This is a genomic window from Nonomuraea soli (genome assembly GCF_013761175.1).
Taxonomy (GTDB): domain Bacteria; phylum Actinomycetota; class Actinomycetes; order Streptosporangiales; family Streptosporangiaceae; genus Nonomuraea; species Nonomuraea soli.
On the sequence record NZ_JACDUR010000004.1, the window covers coordinates 150224 to 167159 of the forward strand.

Here is a 16936-nt window from a genome sequence, read left to right on the forward strand (position 1 = left end):
GCAGTCGCGATCGGCGATGGACGTCGTCCTCGGCATCCTGTCGATCATCGCGCTGCTCGGGCTCGTGGGCGGCGTGCCGTACGCGCTCATCCGATTCTTCGGCAACCCGCTCCCCGAGAGCATCTCCCTGGAGGCGCTGACCCAGCAGGTCGGCTTCCAGACGGTGCTCGACATGCTGGCCATCCTCGTGTGGCTCGCCTGGGCGCAGCTGGCCGTGTGCGTCTTCGTCGAGCTGTGGTCGGGCGTGCGGCGGGTGGGCGTGCCCGCCCAGGTGCCCTTCGCCCGCGGGCCGCAGGCGCTGGCACACCGGCTGGTCACCGCGGCGCTGCTGCTGTTCACCGCCGCCGCCGTGGTCGCGCCGATCGTCAACGCGGTGTCCGCCCCCTCCAGCGCCAAGATCGCCGCCGCCCAGCAGGCCGTGCCGCAGCCGGTCGTGCAGGAGGCCGAGTCGCTGACGCCGGTGAAGAAGGTCAAGAAGGTCTACACCGTCCAGCCGCCCGAAGGGCGCCACCACGAGTCGCTCTGGGAGATCGCCGAGAAGTGCCTCGGCGAAGGCCGGCGCTACAAGGAGATCTACGAGCTCAACAAGCACAAGGTGCAGCCCGACGGCACCAAGCTGCACATCGCCAGCCTGATCAGGCCCGGCTGGGTGCTGGAGATGCCCGACGACGCGCGCAACGTGCACATCGTCAGCGAGGACGACTCCCGTCCCGAGATCCTCCAGAACCACCCCGACAAGCCGGCCGAGCTCGACGGCAAGAACACGCACGTCGAGGTCAAGCAGGACCGCGAAGGCGACCGCTCGCGCGACGCCGGACCCTCCAACGACGCGTTCGACCCCGAGCAGACCATGAACGTGCGGCCCTCGGTGGTCCAGGACGCTCTGGGGCAGAACCCGCTGGAGCAGACCCAGAACGTGCGGCCCGACATGGTGCAGGCCCCGGCCGATGACGGCCTGGACCTGTCCGCTCTGCCCGACTACGTCGCCGCCGCCTCGCTGGCCGCGGCCGGACTGCTGGCCGCGCTCGGCCGACGCCGCCGCGAGCAACTGTGGGCGCGGGCCTTCGGGATGCGCCAGCCGATGCCCTCCGGGCCCGGCGCGCTGGCCGAGAAGGCGCTGCTGCTCGGCGCCGACGTGCAAGGCACCCGCCTGCTCGACCTGGGCCTGCGGCACCTGGCCAAGGAGCTCGGGGCCGCCGGCCGTACACCTCCCACGGTCTACGGCGCCTTCCTCGCCCCGACCCACCTCGACCTGTGGATCCACCCCGGCGACAAGGAGGCGCCCGCGCCCTGGCAGGCCGTCGACGGCGGCGCGGTCTGGCGGCTGGACGCCACGCAGGGCCTGCGCCTGTCCGAACAGGGCCTGAGCGGCGTGCTCGCGCCCTACCCCGGCCTGGTCTCGCTCGGCGCCAACGACGGCGGCCGGGTCCTGGTCGACCTGGAGGCCGCGCACGGCATCATCAACCTCGGCGGCCCGCCCGAATACGTGACCGCCGCGCTGGCGGCCGTCGCCGTCGAGCTGGCCACCAACACCTGGTCCGACCACATGAACCTGGTGCTCGTCGGCTTCGGCTCCGAACTGTCGATGGTCGCGCCCGAGCGCATCACCTCGGTGGCGACGCTCGCCGAGGCGCTGCCGGTGCTCGAGACCGCCGCCGGCGAGATCCGGAGCGCGCTGGCCGCCGTCGGCGCCGACTCCGTCCTGACCGGCCGGGCCCGCGGCGTGTACGGCGAAGCCTGGATGCCCACCTACCTGATCTCCGCGGTCCCGCCCACGGCCGAGGAGGCCCAGCGGCTGGCCGCACTGGCGCGCACCGGATCGCGGCTGTCGTCCGGCTACCTCATCGCGGGCCAGGCGACGCCCGGCGCGGTCTGGCAGTGGTCCGTCGACGCCTCAGGGCAGGCCACGCTGCCCGCCCTCGGCTTCAACGTCAAGGCCCAGCTGCTCCCCGCCGACCAGTACCAGCAGGTCATCGACCTGTTCAGAGCCGCCACCCGCCGCGACGGCCAGCCCATGCCCGACCCCTCGCCCGCGGGACCGGTCGGCCACCAGCTCCAGGCCGGCTTCCAGGCGCTCGCCGAGATCAGGGTGCTCGGACCCGTCGACGTGCAGGCCATGAACCCGCTCGAAGCCGACCGGCTGGCCCAGTGCCAGGAACTGCTCGCCTACGTCGCCACCCACCCCGGCGGCGTGCACCCGCGCGTGCTCGCCGGCGCACTGTGGCCGCGCGGCGTCGAGGAATCGGTGCGCGACGCGGTCATCGACCGGGCCATGGACTGGCTCGGCGACGACACCAACGGGCGGCCCAACCTCTTCCTGGACATGGAAGGGCGGCTGCACCTCGGACCGTTCGTCCGGGTCGACTGGGAGATCTTCAAAGAACTGCTGCGCCTGGCCCGCCAGGACCCGCAGCAGGAGGTCGCCATCCTGGAGTACGCCCTCAACATGATCCGCGGGCCGCTGCTGGCCGACCGGCCCTCCGGCCGGTACCTGTGGCTGGCGGGCGACCCCGTCGAGTCCGAGGTGACGGCGCGGATCTCCGACGCGGCCCAGCGGCTGTGGCAGCTGCGCATGGGCTCCTCCGACGCCGAGGGCGCGATCTCCGCGGTCCTCGCCGGGCTGCGCGTCTCCGAAGGAGACGAGGCGCTGTGGCGGGCGCTGCTGCGGGCCGCGCACGCCACCGGCGATGCCAACACGCTGCAGTTCTGGGTCGGGACGCTGAGGCAGCGCGCGGCCAACGCGCAGTACTGGGGGCGGCTGGTGCCCGAGACCGAGGCGCTCATCGAGGAACTGCTGCCCTCGGCCGTACCGTCGCAGGTGGCCGGATGACTCCGAGACGCGTGGTCACATGGGCCGCCTGCGCGGGGGCGGTGCTCGCCCTCGCCGCCTGCGGCCCCACCCCTAGGGCCGGCACCGGCTTCGGCTCGCCCACCCCGGCGCCCGTCGTGGTCTCGCCCTCGCAATCCGCCGCCCCATCGTCGGCGCCCTCGACAGCCCGGCCTCGCGTCAAGCTCGCCGACTACCCCTACCCCAAGGACTTCAAGGTCGTCTTCCCCGACTACCCCGGCGAGGACGCCGAGATCGTGGGAGTCTTCCGCGACTTCTGGGGCGCCTGGTGGTACTCCGTCACCACGCACGGCCGCGACCACCGCTACCGCGACTACCTCACGCTCGACGACCCGCTGAGCGGCGGGCTCACCGTCTTCCCCGAAGTCGTGAGCAGCTGGCAGCGCGAAGGCGTACGACCCACCGGCACCCTGCGCGTCGACAAGCTCCGCTCGACCCTCGTCGAGAAGGACAAGTTCGGCTTCGTCGGCTGCGTCGACGCCTCCAAACTCGGCACCAAGGCGACCACCTCCGGCGAGGAGCGCTGGACGCTCGGCAAACGCAAGACCTCTCGTTATCAGATGCGCGTCATGATGACGCACACCGCGGACGGCTGGAAGGTCAGAGCCTTCATGTCCGACTACGAAGCTAAGGAGTGCCGATGAAACGGCGCCTGGTCGCAGCGGCCCTGGCCGTCTCCGTCGTCTTCTCCGCCGCCCCGGCCCACGCCGACGACCCCAGCGTCGGAGGCGGGGGCGATGGCCGCGAATACTACGTCAACACCCAGGTGACCGTCTCAGGCAACGGCACCACACCCGGCGGCGACGTGCACATCCCGCCGGACTTCGACCCGCCCAAATGCTGGTGGGAGCCGAAGTTCACCTACGCCGAGATGGTCGAGTGGCTGACCAGCATCAAGAAGGCCTTCGACAGCACCTTCTTCGGCAGCCTGATCGAGTTCATCGTCGACGGCATCCTCAAGGAGTTCAAGCAGTACGAAAGCTGGCCCGGCAAGATCTTCTGGCTGCTCACCGACGACAAGACCGCCGAAGGCGCCGCCTGCTACCAGGCGACCGAGCCCAAGTGGCGCGTCATCCGCCAGGTGCCCGTCGCCGAGGGCGACAAGCTGATCGACCCGTGGGACCTGGCCAAGATCGCCCGCGCGAACCTGCGCCTGCCCCGTCCCGTCGTCACCATCAACCCGCCCGACGGCACCTCCTACGTCGGCCTCGAGACCTGGGTCGGCGTACAGCCGCAGGAGAACCTGTCGGTCACCGCCGCCGTCACCGGCTACCCGGAACTGTCGGCGACCATCAACGCCCGGCCCTCACGCGTCCAGATCACCACGACAGGGCCCGGCCAGATCAAGGACGGCGCCACCTGCCCGCCCTACCAGAAGGGCGCCTCGCTCGCCTCCGGGTGCTGGATCAAGTACAACAAGTCCTCCCTCGGCAGCCGGTACACGATCACCGTCACCCAGTTCTGGGAAGTGACCAGCACACCAAGCTTCAACCTGCCCCAGGGCGAGGTCTCGTCCACCGCCACCATCCGGATCGACGAGATCCAGTCGACCGTGCGAAAGTGACCACGTGAAAACGGTGCTCGTCTACGGCGCGACCGGCATGATCGGACAGGGCGTGCTGCGTGAATGCCTGCTCGACCCCCAGGTCGAGCAGGTCGTCGCGGTCACGCGGCGCCCCACCGGGGTCAGCGACCCCAAACTGGTCGAGATCGTCCGTGCCGACGTCACCGACCTGAGCGGGCTGCCCGACACGATCGACGCCTGCTTCTTCTGCCTCGGCATCTCGTCCATTGGCATGTCGGAAGACGACTACCGCGCCATCACCAACGACCTCACCCTGGCCATCGCCACCCCGCTCGCCGCCCGGCACCCGTCCATGACGTTCGTGTACGTCTCCGGCGCCGGCGCCGACGGGCGCGCGATGTGGGCGCGCGTACGGTCGAAGACCGAACAGTCGGTGCTCGCCCTGCCGTTCCACGGGTACGTGGTGCGCCCGGCCTTCATCCAGCCGATGCACGGCGAGGCGTCGCGGACGGGATGGGTGCGGGTGGCGCTCGACGCCACCCGGCCGCTGCAGTCGCTGATGGTGCGCTACGTGCCCAGCTACGCGACGACCACGGAGCAGATGGGGCGGGCGATGCTGGGGCTGGCCCGTCACGGGTTCCCGCGTCGGGTGCTGGAGAGCATCCACATCAACGCCGTGCGCGCCTGATGGGTGGCGAGCCGCTGGCGGAGATCCGTGAGGAGTCGGCCAGGGCCGCGTGCCACGGTGGCGGCTGAGCTGACGTTCGGCCCTGTGGCGGTTGTACGGGGATCGCGGGGGTCGTCGGCTGGCTTACGAGCGGGTCTACTTCGAGCACCGCCGCCGCTTAACGGCCCTGCTCCTCGACGCACACCTTCCCAGCGCGCCCGCGACGGACCCGGCCACGCGTTTCAATTCCGTTGGTGAGCCACCGACCCAGCCCAGCGCCAGCCTCGGGCCTCGCCCCCTGCTTCCCGGCCTCAGCCAGTCCCAGTCCCGCCCTGGGCCCAGGCAAGTGTCAGTCCCAGTTCAGGCCTCGCCCGGCCCTCACGCTCTGCCCTGGCCCAACCCCCGCGCTCTGCTGCGGCCAACCCTCCACGCTCAGCCCTGGCCCCCCGCTCAGCCCCGGCCCGACCCCAGGCTCAGGTCCAGCCCCTGCCCTCCCCCCAGCCCCTGCCCCCTGCCCCCTGCCCCCAGCCCCTGCCCCTGCCCCTGCCCCCAGGCCCAGCCCGGCCCCCAGGCTCAGCCCTGGCCCGACCCCAGATTCAGCACCAGCCCGGCCCTGCCCTCTGGCTCAGTCCTCAGCCCAGCCCAGCCCAGGCTCAGCCCAGCTCAGCTCAGCTCAGCCCGGCTCAGCTCAGCCCGGCTCAGCTCAGCCCGGCCCAGCTCAGCCCGGCCCGGCCGGCTCGGCCCCAGGCTCAGTCCATGGTCCGGCCCAGCCCAAGGTCAGGCTCGGCACGCATCCGTCACAGCGGGATCGGATCGGGGAGGGCAGCCTGGATCGGAGTGATCGTGCCCATCGTGAGCAGCAGCCCACGACCGGGTGGCCCGCCTACGGCGCCCCGCGGTAGCCGTACCGTGAAGAGATCCCCGTCGGCGGGGCTCTGCACGGACAGAAGCAACCCGGTGCGGGGTTTGCGGGCTTCGGCGACGAAGCCGCGGTAGGCGGTGGAGAGGTCGCCGGTTGCGCCGGCGATGATCAAGCCGTGGTCGCCGTCGCGGCCTGTTCGGAGGATCTCGTCCAGCAGTAAGCCGAGTGGGGCGTCAGGGTTGATCAGTTCGGCGTCGTCGACGATCACGACGTACGTGTCAAGGTCGGCGATCAGTTCCTGTAGGCCTATGCCGTTGCCGTCGAGGACGGCTCGGGCGCCTTCCAGGTCCCGCAACGGGCTGCGGCGTGGGACGACGGCGATCACGGGGGTGCCCTGAGCGATCAAGGAGCGAGCGGCTGTCACCAGGACGGATGAGCGGCCTGAACGGGGTGGGCCGGCGATCACCGCGCCGGGGCCTTGGGCGAGGAGGTCGATGCCCATGGGGGTGAGGGCGTCGCCGCCTACGCCGATGAGCGCCCAGAGGGGGGAGGGTGGTGTGAAGCCGGGCTGCAGGTCGAGGGCTTGGCCGGCGGTGATGCGGTTGGGGATGGAGTCGACCCGCAGCGGGGGCTCGCCCTGCCACGGCCAGGGGTTGGGGGTGGCCGCTGCTGGCCTTTGGCCGGGGGTGGGTGCGTCGGCTGAAGTGGCCGTGGCCGTGGCCGTGGCCGTGGCTGGGGGTGGGGCTGTGGCCGTGTGCGGTGCCGAGTCCGTGTCAGGGGTCGTGAGCAGGCGCGTGGTGGTGGCCGGGGTAGGGGCGGGGGAGTCTGTTTGCCAGGTTTGTCTGGCGAGGGTCTGGAGGACCGCCACCTGGGCTGGGCCTGATGGATCGGCGGCCAGGAGGGCGATCTGGCTCTCCTCCACGCCCTGCTCGCCCATGGTGAGTGCTCGGCCGGGGGGCATCGAGGTGGGGAGGTCCTTGGCGGGGAAGCCGGCCAGGGCGTAGTCGGAGGGGTCCGACAGGCGGAGCAGGAGGCGGTCGTCGAAGACGGTGGAGACCTGGCCGATCAGGGCGGAACGGTCGCCCGTCACGATGGCGCGCAAGCCTACGGCGGCGCCCTCTCGGAGCAGTTGCAGCAGGGCGTCGGTCAGTTTGCCGTAGTCGTAGCCCTCGAAGGCGGCGACGTAGCCTTCCCAGCGGTCGAGCATGAGGATCAGCCAGGGGAGGTGGTTGCCCGCTTGGCGGTATTCGGACAGCGAGGCGTGGCCGGCTTCGGCGAGTAGTTGCTGCCTCTGGCCCACTTCGGTGCGGAGGCGGGTCAGGAGGCGTTCGACGCGGTCGAGCTGGTCGCGGGTGACGACGGCGCCGCAGTGCGGCATGGCGACCAGGGGGAGGAGGGCTCCGGAGCCGCAGTCGATGGCGTGGAGGTGGACGTCGGCGGGGGAGGCGGTGGCGGCGATGCTGCCTGCCAGGGTGCGCAGGGCTGTGGAGCGGCCGGAGCGGGCGCTGCCGGCGATCAGGAGGTGGCCGCCGTGTTCGAGGTCGAAGGTGAGGGGGCGGCGTTTCTGAGCCCAGGGGAGGTCTGTGACGCCGAAGGGGAAAGGGCCGGGGGTGTGGGGGTGGGTGCGCCCGTGTGTGGAGGAGGTTGGGGGCAGGGAGGAGGTTGGGGGCAGGGCTGGGGATGTGGGGAGGGCGGAGGATGTGCGGAGGCCGGGGGTTGTGGCGAGGTCGGAGGATGCGGGGAGGTCGGGGATTGCGCGGAGGTCGGGGGCTGTGGGGAGGGCGAGGACGAGGTGGGCGGGGAGGGGGTCCAGCCAGGGGGTGGGCTGGGTGGGGGTGTTGGTCAGGCGTGCCGCGTCTGCGAGGGCGTCTACGAGGATGGCCAGGTCGGTGACGTCGTTGGTGTCCGTCGTCTCGCGTGGTGGGGGGAGGGGGCGGCCGAGGGTGCGCCAGGTGAGTTCGGAGACGCGGACGGGGCCGCGGGTGGTTGAGGTGGTGGCTCTGCCGCCGATTCGGGCGGTTTGTACGGCTGTCGCGGCGCCCACGCCTGAGCGGACGTAGCAGCGGCCTGGGGTGGAGCGCAGGATGTGGGCGGCGTCGGGGACGTCGATGACGTCGGTGGATTCGGAGGGTTCTGTCACTCTCAGGGCGATGCGGAGGGAGGTGTTCGCCTGGATGTCGGCGGTCACCACTCCGGCGGGGCGCTGGGTGGCGAGGATCAGGTGGACACCGAGGGAGCGGCCGCGGCGGGCGATGTCGACCAGGCCGGTGACGAAGTCGGGGAGTTCGGTGACCAGGGCTGCGAATTCGTCGATGATCAGGACGAGGCGAGGTAGGGGCTCCAGGTGGCGGTCTGTGGGGTCGGGGGTGTGGGGCAGAGAGTTGGGAGAGGGGGCAGCCTTGGGTGGCTCGCCGGTGGTGGGCCAAAGTGAGTGGGGGCTGGGGGACTGCGCCGCGGCGGAGGTGTGGGGGCCGGGCGTGGATGCCTGGGTGGGGTTGAGCGTGCGAGGGCCGGGGGCCTGGGCTGAGCCGGAGGACTGAGACCCGGGTGAGGGTGCGGAGGCGGCGGGGCTGGGGCCGTGGAGGTTCGACGGATGGGGATCCGACGAGTGGGACCGCGTTGATGTGTTGGGGGCGGGTGATTCGGCCGGATGGGGGGTGGCTGATTGGTCCTCGGTGTCGCGGGGGGTGGGGAAGGACCAGGTGCCCGATGGTTCGCCTGGGCGGGGGGCTGAGGGGCCGCTGGCGGCTGATTGTTCGTCGAGCAGGCGTGGGAGGTCGAAGGCGCGGCGGGAGAAGCGGGCGAATGGGGTTGGTTCGCTCGCGTAGGGGCGCTGGGTGGGTGCCGTGGTGCCGGGGGGTGGCTGTTTTGGGATGGGGGCGATGGGGGTCCATGTCGATGAGTGTGGGCGGGATGGTCCCGGCTCGGCGGGCGTGGGGTGGGGGCGGGTGGGGCCTTTCGGGGTGGGGGTTCTGCGGGGGGTGAGCGACGGGAGGTGCGGGTGGGTGGGGCGGGATTGGTGGAGCTTGTCCAGGTAGTCGTCGATGTCCTTGGCGCCTGCGGCCAGGAGGAGGCGCTCGCGGCGCCGGATCTCGGCGGCGAGGGAGTCGAGGGCTCGCTTGGTGAGGTGGCCGTCGAGGTCGGTGACCATGCCGACGGTGTGCGGGAGCCGTACGCAGTCGTTGAAGGCCGCGCCGCCCTTGTAGTCGATCAGGACGAAGGTGAGCTGGTCGGGGCGGTTGGCGACGGCCAGGGAGCAGATGAGCGTTTGCAGGAGTTCGGACTTGCCCGCTCCCGTGGTGCCGGCGATGAGGGCGTGTGGGCCGTCTTGGGTGAGGTCGACGGAGTAGGGGCCCTCGGGACCTATGCCGATCTGGGCGTTGGTGGTGCCTCTGACCGGCCAGCGGGAGGCGATCTCGTCGGCCGTGGGGGTGGGGAGGGCCAGGAGGTCGAGGAGGCGGGCGGAGGTGGGAAGCTGGGCGGACTGGTCTTCGCGGCTGACGTCGCGGACGGGGGCCAGGGCGCGGGCGAGCCTGTCGCACCAGGACGCCGAGACCTGGTCGGCGAGGATGGGGCCCAGCGAGTCGAGGCCGCCGCCGCGAAGCCGTACGTGGTCGTCGTCGCCGCACGTGGCGACCGTGGCGCACTCCTCGGGGAGGAGACGCTGGTCGTCGTCGATGGCCAGGGTGTAGACGCCGGCTCGTGGGCCCTGGCGCAGGACCTGGGGCATGCCGGGCAGACCGCGCAGGACCTGGGCGCCGTCGAGGATGACGAGCACGTCGAAAGGGCGTTCGTCGTAGGTGGCGAAGGCAGGCTCCGTGGGCGTGGCGGGGCCGCCCAGGTCGTCCCAGCCTGTGGGGATCTTGCCGAGCTCGGGGATGGCGGTGTCGAGGCGTTCGTCGATCAGCGAGGTCAGCTCGGCGACCCTGCGGGCGGCGGTCTCCGGGTCGGTGCCGGCCAGCACGAGACTGTCGGCGGCCAGCAGCCCGGGCGCGGCGCAGTGGGGGAGCCAGCGCGCCCAGCCCCAGCGTGACTCGCCGTCGGAATGCGCGGAGAGGATCACCACGGCCAGGTCGCGCGGGCTGTGCAGCGTGGCTGCCTGGCCGATGAGCCAGCTGACCAGGGCGGTGGAAACCGCGCGCGGGCCGGTCACACCCGCCACGCCGAGGCGGCGCATCGGCAGGGCGACGGGTACGGCACGGCAGGTGGGAGGGTCGATGGCGCTTCCGCGTTCCTCGCTGAGCTCGAGATTGGCGGGCAGATCGGCCAGGCCGACGCGCAGGCGCAGCGCGTCGGGGTCGTGGATGCGGCGCTCCCACAGGCGGCGGCGGGGGCCGGTGGCGGTGAGCAGCACCTCGGCGGCGTCGGGTGCGTCGGAGCGGCGGGTCAGCTCGTCCTGGCGCCTGGCGTGCTCGACGCTCTCGTCGTAGTCGGCGAGCAGCTCCAGGTGTTCGCGCATCGCCCGCCGGTGCTGCTTGCGGCCGTGGCGGCGGTCGCTCCACCACTGCCCGAACATGATGACGGGGCTCATCAGGGCGATGAGCAGGAAATACCACTGGTGGAGGAAGTAGGCGAGGGCCAGGCCGATGATCAGGGGGAGCAGGGCGGCCAGGAGCTGGAGCCGCAGCCCTTCGGTGCGGGTGGGCTCGCGGGGGCGCTCGAAACGACGCTCAGGCTCGGCTCTGCGCAGCCTGGGCGGGCGGTTGTAGGCGACTCCGCCCTCGGGCCTGGGGGCCAGGTGAGCGTCGGGCGACTCGATGGCGGTCAGGGCGAAGACGGAGGAGCCGCAGGTCAGCAGCACGTGTTCCGGCCAGTCGCGTCGCTCCGTCAGGGCGGCGGCGTCGAGGTGCAGGTCGCTGGGGTCCTCCGGGGGTTTGGGGGCGCGGGACTCGGCTCGGTCGAGAAGCTGGGCGACGTCTTCCGCGTAGCGGCCCTTGAGCTTACGGCGTGGAGCGAGGGCGGGGCGGGCGTGTCGTACGGGCTCGATGGTGATGGTTTCCGCGGTGATGCGCAGGACCGCGGTTTCCGGGGGGAGGCTGCGGTCGGGGACGGAGATGGCGCACATGTCGTCGGAGCCGATGACGTGGACGCCCAGGCCGAGGCGGTGGACGATGCCCGCGCCCGGGCCGCCGACCACGCGGATCTCGGCGACGCCGCCTGGCTCGTCGGTGACGGTGAAACGGGCGAGGGACTCTGTGAGGGCCACGCGGTCGCCGTCGCGGAGGACGGCACGGGCGGGGGCACGGGAGTCGAGGAGCTGGCCGTTGCGCCACAGGGTGGCGGTGGCGGGCGTGGTGAGGTCGCTTGGAGCGTGGGCCTCTGTCCTGGTGTCGTCGTGTCCGGGGGCTGCGGTCGACACGTGCGGGCGGGTGCGCTCCGATGAGGGGGAGTGGTCGCGGTCCGATGTGGGTGAGGTGTACGGGGGGCGGTCGCGTTCGGCGGGTGAAGGGTACGGCGGGCGGGTGCGCTCCGATGAGGGCGGGGGGTACGGCGGCTGGGTGTGTTGTGCGGGTGGGGTGGGTGACAGGCCGTAGGGGGCGCGGTTGAGGCGCACCACCTTGGCCAATGGCTCGTCGTGGCCGCGCAGCGCTTCCGCGACCCGGCCGACCGACAGGTTGTCGTCGCCCTCGATGACCACGTCACGATCGCCGCGCTCATCGAGCACGGTGAGCATGATCCGCATGTGCCGACTCCCTTTGACTGCGACCGGGGACAAGGTAACGCCGGTGACCAAGTTAAGCCGGGCGAATGACGGCACCGGCATGGCACACAAGATCTGTGGATAACTCGAAGCCTGTGGAAAACATTCCGGGATTTTGCCCATCTGCCTTGGGTGAGCTGTGGAAAGGGCTGTGGACGGCAAAGGAGTCTGTGCAGGTGAGCGGCGCGGAAGAGGCTCCGGGGCCAGGTCGCATGGCGTGATAAATCAGGGAAAAATGCGCCACATGTTAATGATGTGACTCCTATCACGATAAATCGAGCAAATGCAACTGACTCAATAAAACGAGTATGGAAAAGTCCGAGTTGACATCCGCCCACCTGCGAAACGAGCATGGTTCCCCGCATTCGCCCCCCGGTCCAACAATCGGGTGCACATAATGGCGTGAATTCCACAATTTCGTAATGGGAGCCCCCCACCCATGAGGACCACTGAAAAACCCGCCGTGAACTCGGCGGGCCCGGCCGGCGCGCTCTCCGGACCCGCCTCGCGCAAGCTTCCGGTGCCTCCGCGCGAGCGCAAGCCGGCGCTCGCGGCGCTCGCCGTGCTCCTCATCCTGGGCGGAGCGCTGGCCAGCACCCTGCTGGTCATGCGCAGCGGCGAGCGGATCTCCGCGATCAGGGTCACCCAGCAGATCGGTACCGGACAGCCCATTCCAGCCGAAGCTCTCGAAGAGGTCCAGATCGCCGACACCGGCATCGAGTACGTCGCCTGGGGTCGCCGGTTCGAGGTCGTGCAGACCTTCGCCGCCGCGACGATCCTGCCCGGTACCTTGCTGACCAGCCAGATGACCGTAACCGCGAGCCAGGAGCTGGGGCCCGGCAAGGCCAAGGTGGGCCTGGCGCTCAAACCGGGACAATACCCAGCCGGTCTGGCCAGGGGTGACCGGGTGCAGGTGGTCTACGTGCCCGGACGGTCCAGCCAGGCGCAGAGCCGGGTCATGGCGGCGAGCGCCCTGGTGCACAGCGTCAGCGCGCCGGGCCGTACGGGATCTTCCGGTCAGATCACCATCATCGTCGACTCCTCCGTCTCCCCGGAGATCCTCGCGCGCGCGTCCAGCGGCGAGATCGCCGTGGCCGAGTTGCCCGGAGCTCGCTGACGTGGCGCTGATCGTGCTTGCCGCCGACAAGGGCGCGCCGGGGGTGACCACGGCCGCGACCGCGCTGGCCGCGGTCTGGCCACGGCCGGTCCTGCTCGCCGAGTGCGATCCGTCCGGCGGCGACCTGGCCTACCGGCTTCCCGCCCAGGACGGCGGGGTGCTCAACCCCGGCAAGGGACTGCTCACGCTTGGCGCGATCGCGCGCCGCGGGCTGGAGCCCGTGCAGATCCACGAACACACGCAGAAGATCGTCGGGGGGCTCGACGTGCTGGCGGGGCTCAGCCATGGGGAGCAGGCCGCGGGCCTCGGGTGGTTGTGGGGGCCGCTGGGGAAGAGCTTCGCGGCCATGCCCAACGCCGACGTTCTCGCCGATTGCGGGCGGCTGGGGGCGCATCCGCAGATCGCCGACTTGATGAACGAGGCCCGGCTTGTGGTGCTCTTCACGCGGGCGAGCCTTGATCACGTCGCTCATCTGCGCGAACGGCTCAATCTCACGAAGGCCGAGCGGCTGGGGGTCGTGGTGATCGCCGATCCGCGGCAGTACCGCGCCTCGATCGACGAGGTGCGGCGCATCGTGGGGCCGTCCGTGTCGTTCGTGCACGGGCTGGCGTATGACACCAAGGGGGCTGAGCTGCTGCGCGGTCAGTGGGGTGGGCGGCTGGACCGGTCGCTGCTGATCCGTACGGCACGCGAGCTGGCCGGGCGGCTGCACGGGAGGCTCGCGTGAAGGCGATGCGGAGTGACGCGCGAATCAGGCGGCCGGCTCGCCCGACGGCGATGTGGAGTGATGCGCGAATCAGGCGGCTGGCTCGCCGGACGGTGACGTGGAGTGATGCGCGAATCAACCGGCCGGCTCGCCCGACAGTGACGTGGAGTGACGCGCGAGCCGACCGAGGGCCCCGCGCGACGGTGGCCGGTGCTCGTGGAGCGGGGAGGCGGCCATGATCGACCACGCCCTGGTCAAGCGTTTCCGCCAGGAGGTCGGCGACCGCCTGGCCCACCAGCGCCGTCTCGACGCCGCCAACGGCCTGGCCCCCATGACCGGCGAGGACGAGCGCCAGTTCGCCCGCGCCCTCATCTCCCGCGTCCTGGAGGAGCACGCCCGCAACGAGATCGGCCTCGGCCGTACGCCTCCCACCATCGAGGAGGAGGAGGGCCTGGCCGCGGGCATCCACGCGGCCCTGTTCGGCGTGGGCCGCCTGCAGCCGCTGCTCGACGACACCGAGATCGAGAACATCGACATCAACGGCTGCGACCGCGTCTTCGTCAGCTACGCCGACGGCCGCGAGGAGATCCATGATCCCGTGGCCGAGTCCGACGACGAGCTGATCGAGCTGATCCAGATCCTGGCCGCCTACTCGGGCCTGTCGAGCAGGCCGTTCGACACCGCCAATCCTCAGCTCGACCTGCGCCTGCCCGACGGCTCGCGGCTGAGTGCGGTCATGGACGTCACGATCAGGCCGTCGGTGAGCATCAGGCGTGCCCGCCTCGGCAAGGTCTTCCTGTCGGATCTCATCGGCAATCACACCCTGACCCCGGAAGTGGGACATTTCCTGCAATGTGCGGTGGCTGCCCGCAAGAACATCATGATCGCGGGCAGCACCAATGCGGGAAAAACCACCCTCCTGCGCGCCCTGGCCAACGAGATCTCGCCCACCGAGCGCCTCATCACCGTCGAGCGAGCGCTGGAGCTGGGCCTCGACCAGTTCCCCGAGCTGCATCCCAACGTCGTCGCCTTCGAGCAACGCCTGCCCAACTCCGAGGGCCAGGGCGAGATCACGATGGCCGAGCTGGTCAGAAGATCGCTGCGGATGAACCCCAGCCGCGTCATCGTGGGTGAGGTTCTCGGCGACGAGATCGTCACCATGCTCAACGCGATGACGCAGGGCAACGACGGTTCCCTGTCGACCATCCACGCCAACAGCTCGATGGAGGTCTTCAACAGGATCGCCACCTACGCGTTGCAGGCCGGCGAGCGCCTCCCCATCGAGGCCACCCACATGCTCATCGCGGGCGCCATCGACTTCGTCGTCTTCATCGAGAAGCGCAACGAGTACGAACGCGGCGGCACCCTGCGCCGCTACGTCTCCAGCGTGCGCGAGGTCACCGGCTGCGACGGCCGCGTGTTGTCGAGCGAGGCCTTCACCCTCGGTCCCGGCGGCGCCGTACCTCACGCGCCGTTGTCGTGCCTGGAAGAACTTGCCGCTCACGGCTACCACCCGGGGAGCTGGTAGATGCCCATCATCGACCCGCTGGTCCTGCTCGCAGGCGCCGCCGCAGGGGGAGGCCTCTTCCTGCTGATCATCGCCCTGTACGGCATGCGCCCGCGCCCCTCTCGCCCCAAACGCGAATCCGCCAGGAACCTCACCACCCGCACCGCGGTCGCGGCCATCGCGGCGACAGCCGTACTGGTTACCACCGGCTGGCCCGTCGCGGCGGTCGGCACCGTGCTGCTGGTGTTCGCCTGGCGCGGCCTGGCGGGCGGCGCGGCCGAGGAACGCGCGTCGATGCGGCGCCTGGAGGGACTGGCCGCGTGGACCGAATCCCTGCGCGACACGATCGCCGGCGCCGCCGGGCTGGAGCAGGCGATCCCCGCCTCCATCAGGGCGGCCGCGCCCATGCTGCGCCCGCACCTGCGGTCGATGGTCGACCGGCTGCACACCCGCATGGCGCTGCCCGACGCGCTGCGGTTGTTCGCCGACGAGCTCGCCGACCCCTCCGCCGACCTGGTGATCGCCGCGCTCATCCTCAACGCCAAGCTGCGCGGGCCCGGCCTTCGCGACGTGCTCGGGGCGCTGGCCGTCTCCGCGCGGGAGGAACTCGACATGCGCCGCCGGGTGGAGGCCGAGCGGCGGGCGACCAGGAAGAGCGTGCAGATCGTGGTGGGGACTGCGCTGGGGTTCGCGGTGATTCTGGTCGTCTGGAATCCGGGATACGTGGCCGAGTATCGCTCGTGGCTCGGCCAGGCTGTGCTGCTTGTGGTCGCGGGGCTCTTCGGTGCCGGTTTCGCGTGGATGCGCAGGCTGGCGCGCTTCGACAAGCCGACACGGCTGCTCATGGGCGGCCAGGCGACGGCAGCCGACAAGGCGACCCCAACGGCTGCGGACAGGGCGAACCCGCTGGCAGCCGACAGGGCGAACCCGACCGCAGCGGACAGGGCGAACCCGACGGCAGTCGACAGGGCGACCCCGACGGTAGCCGACAGGGCGACCCCGACGGTAGCCGACAGGTCGGCCGCAGCCGGCGCCACCATGACCGGTGCCGAGCGGGCCGGCCCGCCATCGCCGAGGGGGAACCATGGTTGAGACGGTCCTCGCAGGCAGCGGACTCGGGCTGGGGCTCTTCCTGCTCCTCCGCGCCCTGTTCCCCGCGCGCCCGGGCCTGGTCGCGCGCCTGCTCGCGCTCGATGCAGTACGGCAGGACGACGGCCCCAGGCTGCAGCTCGTCCTGCCCGACGAGGAGGTCGGCGCCTTCCGCCGGGGCCTGGGCGTACGGCTGGCGCGGCTGTACGCCGCCCGCGGCTGGGGCTCCCGCTCCACCAGGTCCGACCTGGCGCTGGTCGGGCGCTCCTTCGAGGGGTTCCTGGCCACCAAGGTGCTCCTGGCGGCGTCGGGGCTGCTCGCCTTCCCCGTGCTGCTTGCCTGGCTGCTCCTCATGGAGTGGGGTGTGTCGTTCGCGGTGCCGTTCTGGATGGCGTGCTTCGTGGCGCTCCTCTTCTTCTTCCTGCCCGACCTGCAGATCCGCCGCGACGCCGCGGCACGGCGGCGCGACTTCCGCCACGTCGTGGGGGCCTTTCTCGACCTGGTCTCGATGAACCTCGCCGGAGGTCGCGGCGTGCCCGAGGCGCTGCTGATGGCGGTGTCGGTCAGCGGCGAGCAGCCCAACTGGGCGATGCACCGCATCAAGGACGCCCTGTCCGGGGCCCGCATCGTGGGCATCACCCCGTGGCAGGCGCTGGGGCAGCTCGGCGAGGAGATCAACGTCGACGAGCTGCGTGATCTGTCGGCCGCGCTCGGGCTCGTGGCCGACGACGGGGCCAAGATCCGCGCCTCCCTGGCAGCCAGGGCCGCGACGCTCCGCCGTCGTGAGCTCGCGGAGGTCGAGGGGCGAGCGGGGGAGCGTTCGCAGTCGATGCTCGTCGCGCAGCTGTTGTTGTGCGCGGGCTTCGTGATCTTTCTCAGTTTCCCGGCCGCGATGAAGATGTTGGGGTCCTAGC

The 16936-nt window shown here is 71.2% G+C and carries 10 protein-coding genes; 9 read left to right on the forward strand and 1 reads right to left on the reverse strand.

What is annotated here, in order from left to right; all coding sequences use genetic code 11:
- Positions 1-16: 16 nt before the first annotated feature.
- From HNR30_RS19180 to HNR30_RS19195, 4 genes are read left to right on the forward strand one after another with little or no spacing between them, the layout of a single operon-like run.
- Entirely contained in the window at positions 17-2830 is a 2814-nt protein-coding gene (locus HNR30_RS19180; RefSeq protein WP_246378882.1) for an AfsR/SARP family transcriptional regulator, read from the forward strand.
- Positions 2827-3492, forward strand: coding sequence for a hypothetical protein (locus tag HNR30_RS19185; RefSeq protein ID WP_181611288.1), 666 nt, complete (start codon positions 2827-2829; stop codon positions 3490-3492). The genes HNR30_RS19180 and HNR30_RS19185 overlap by 4 nt, the downstream gene beginning before the upstream one ends.
- On the forward strand, positions 3489-4412 hold the full coding sequence (locus HNR30_RS19190; RefSeq protein WP_181611289.1) for a hypothetical protein: 924 nt from the start codon (positions 3489-3491) through the stop codon (positions 4410-4412). Before HNR30_RS19185 ends, HNR30_RS19190 begins: the two co-directional genes overlap by 4 nt.
- Before the next feature lie 4 nt (positions 4413-4416).
- Complete coding sequence (locus HNR30_RS19195) at positions 4417-5061, forward strand: NAD-dependent epimerase/dehydratase family protein (protein WP_312894500.1); 645 nt, start codon at positions 4417-4419, stop codon at positions 5059-5061.
- Between the two features lie 776 nt (positions 5062-5837).
- Here the strand turns inward: HNR30_RS19195 and HNR30_RS47900 are convergent.
- A complete protein-coding gene (locus tag HNR30_RS47900) occupies positions 5838-11585 on the reverse strand; it encodes an FtsK/SpoIIIE domain-containing protein (RefSeq protein WP_246378883.1) in 5748 nt (1915 codons plus the stop codon).
- Positions 11586-12042: 457 nt separating this feature from the next.
- On the opposite strand from HNR30_RS47900, the gene HNR30_RS19205 reads away from it, so the two are divergent.
- The 5 genes from HNR30_RS19205 (at position 12043) to HNR30_RS19225 (ending at position 16935) form a co-directional block, all read left to right on the forward strand.
- The gene (locus HNR30_RS19205) at positions 12043-12720 is read left to right on the forward strand and encodes a hypothetical protein (protein ID WP_181611290.1); all 678 of its coding nucleotides are present in this window, start codon (positions 12043-12045) and stop codon (positions 12718-12720) included.
- A 1-nt stretch (position 12721) separates the two neighbouring features.
- Positions 12722-13447: a hypothetical protein gene (locus HNR30_RS19210; protein WP_181611291.1), complete on the forward strand. Its 726-nt coding sequence runs from the start codon at positions 12722-12724 to the stop codon at positions 13445-13447.
- A gap of 214 nt (positions 13448-13661) precedes the next feature.
- Positions 13662-14954, forward strand: a complete 1293-nt coding sequence (locus HNR30_RS19215) for a TadA family conjugal transfer-associated ATPase (protein WP_181611292.1) — start codon at positions 13662-13664, stop codon at positions 14952-14954.
- Entirely contained in the window at positions 14955-16025 is a 1071-nt protein-coding gene (locus HNR30_RS19220; RefSeq protein ID WP_246378884.1) for a type II secretion system F family protein, read from the forward strand.
- Positions 16018-16935, forward strand: a complete 918-nt coding sequence (locus tag HNR30_RS19225) for a type II secretion system protein (RefSeq protein ID WP_181611293.1) — start codon at positions 16018-16020, stop codon at positions 16933-16935. The genes HNR30_RS19220 and HNR30_RS19225 overlap by 8 nt, the downstream gene beginning before the upstream one ends.
- The last annotated feature ends 1 nt before the right edge of the window (position 16936 follow it).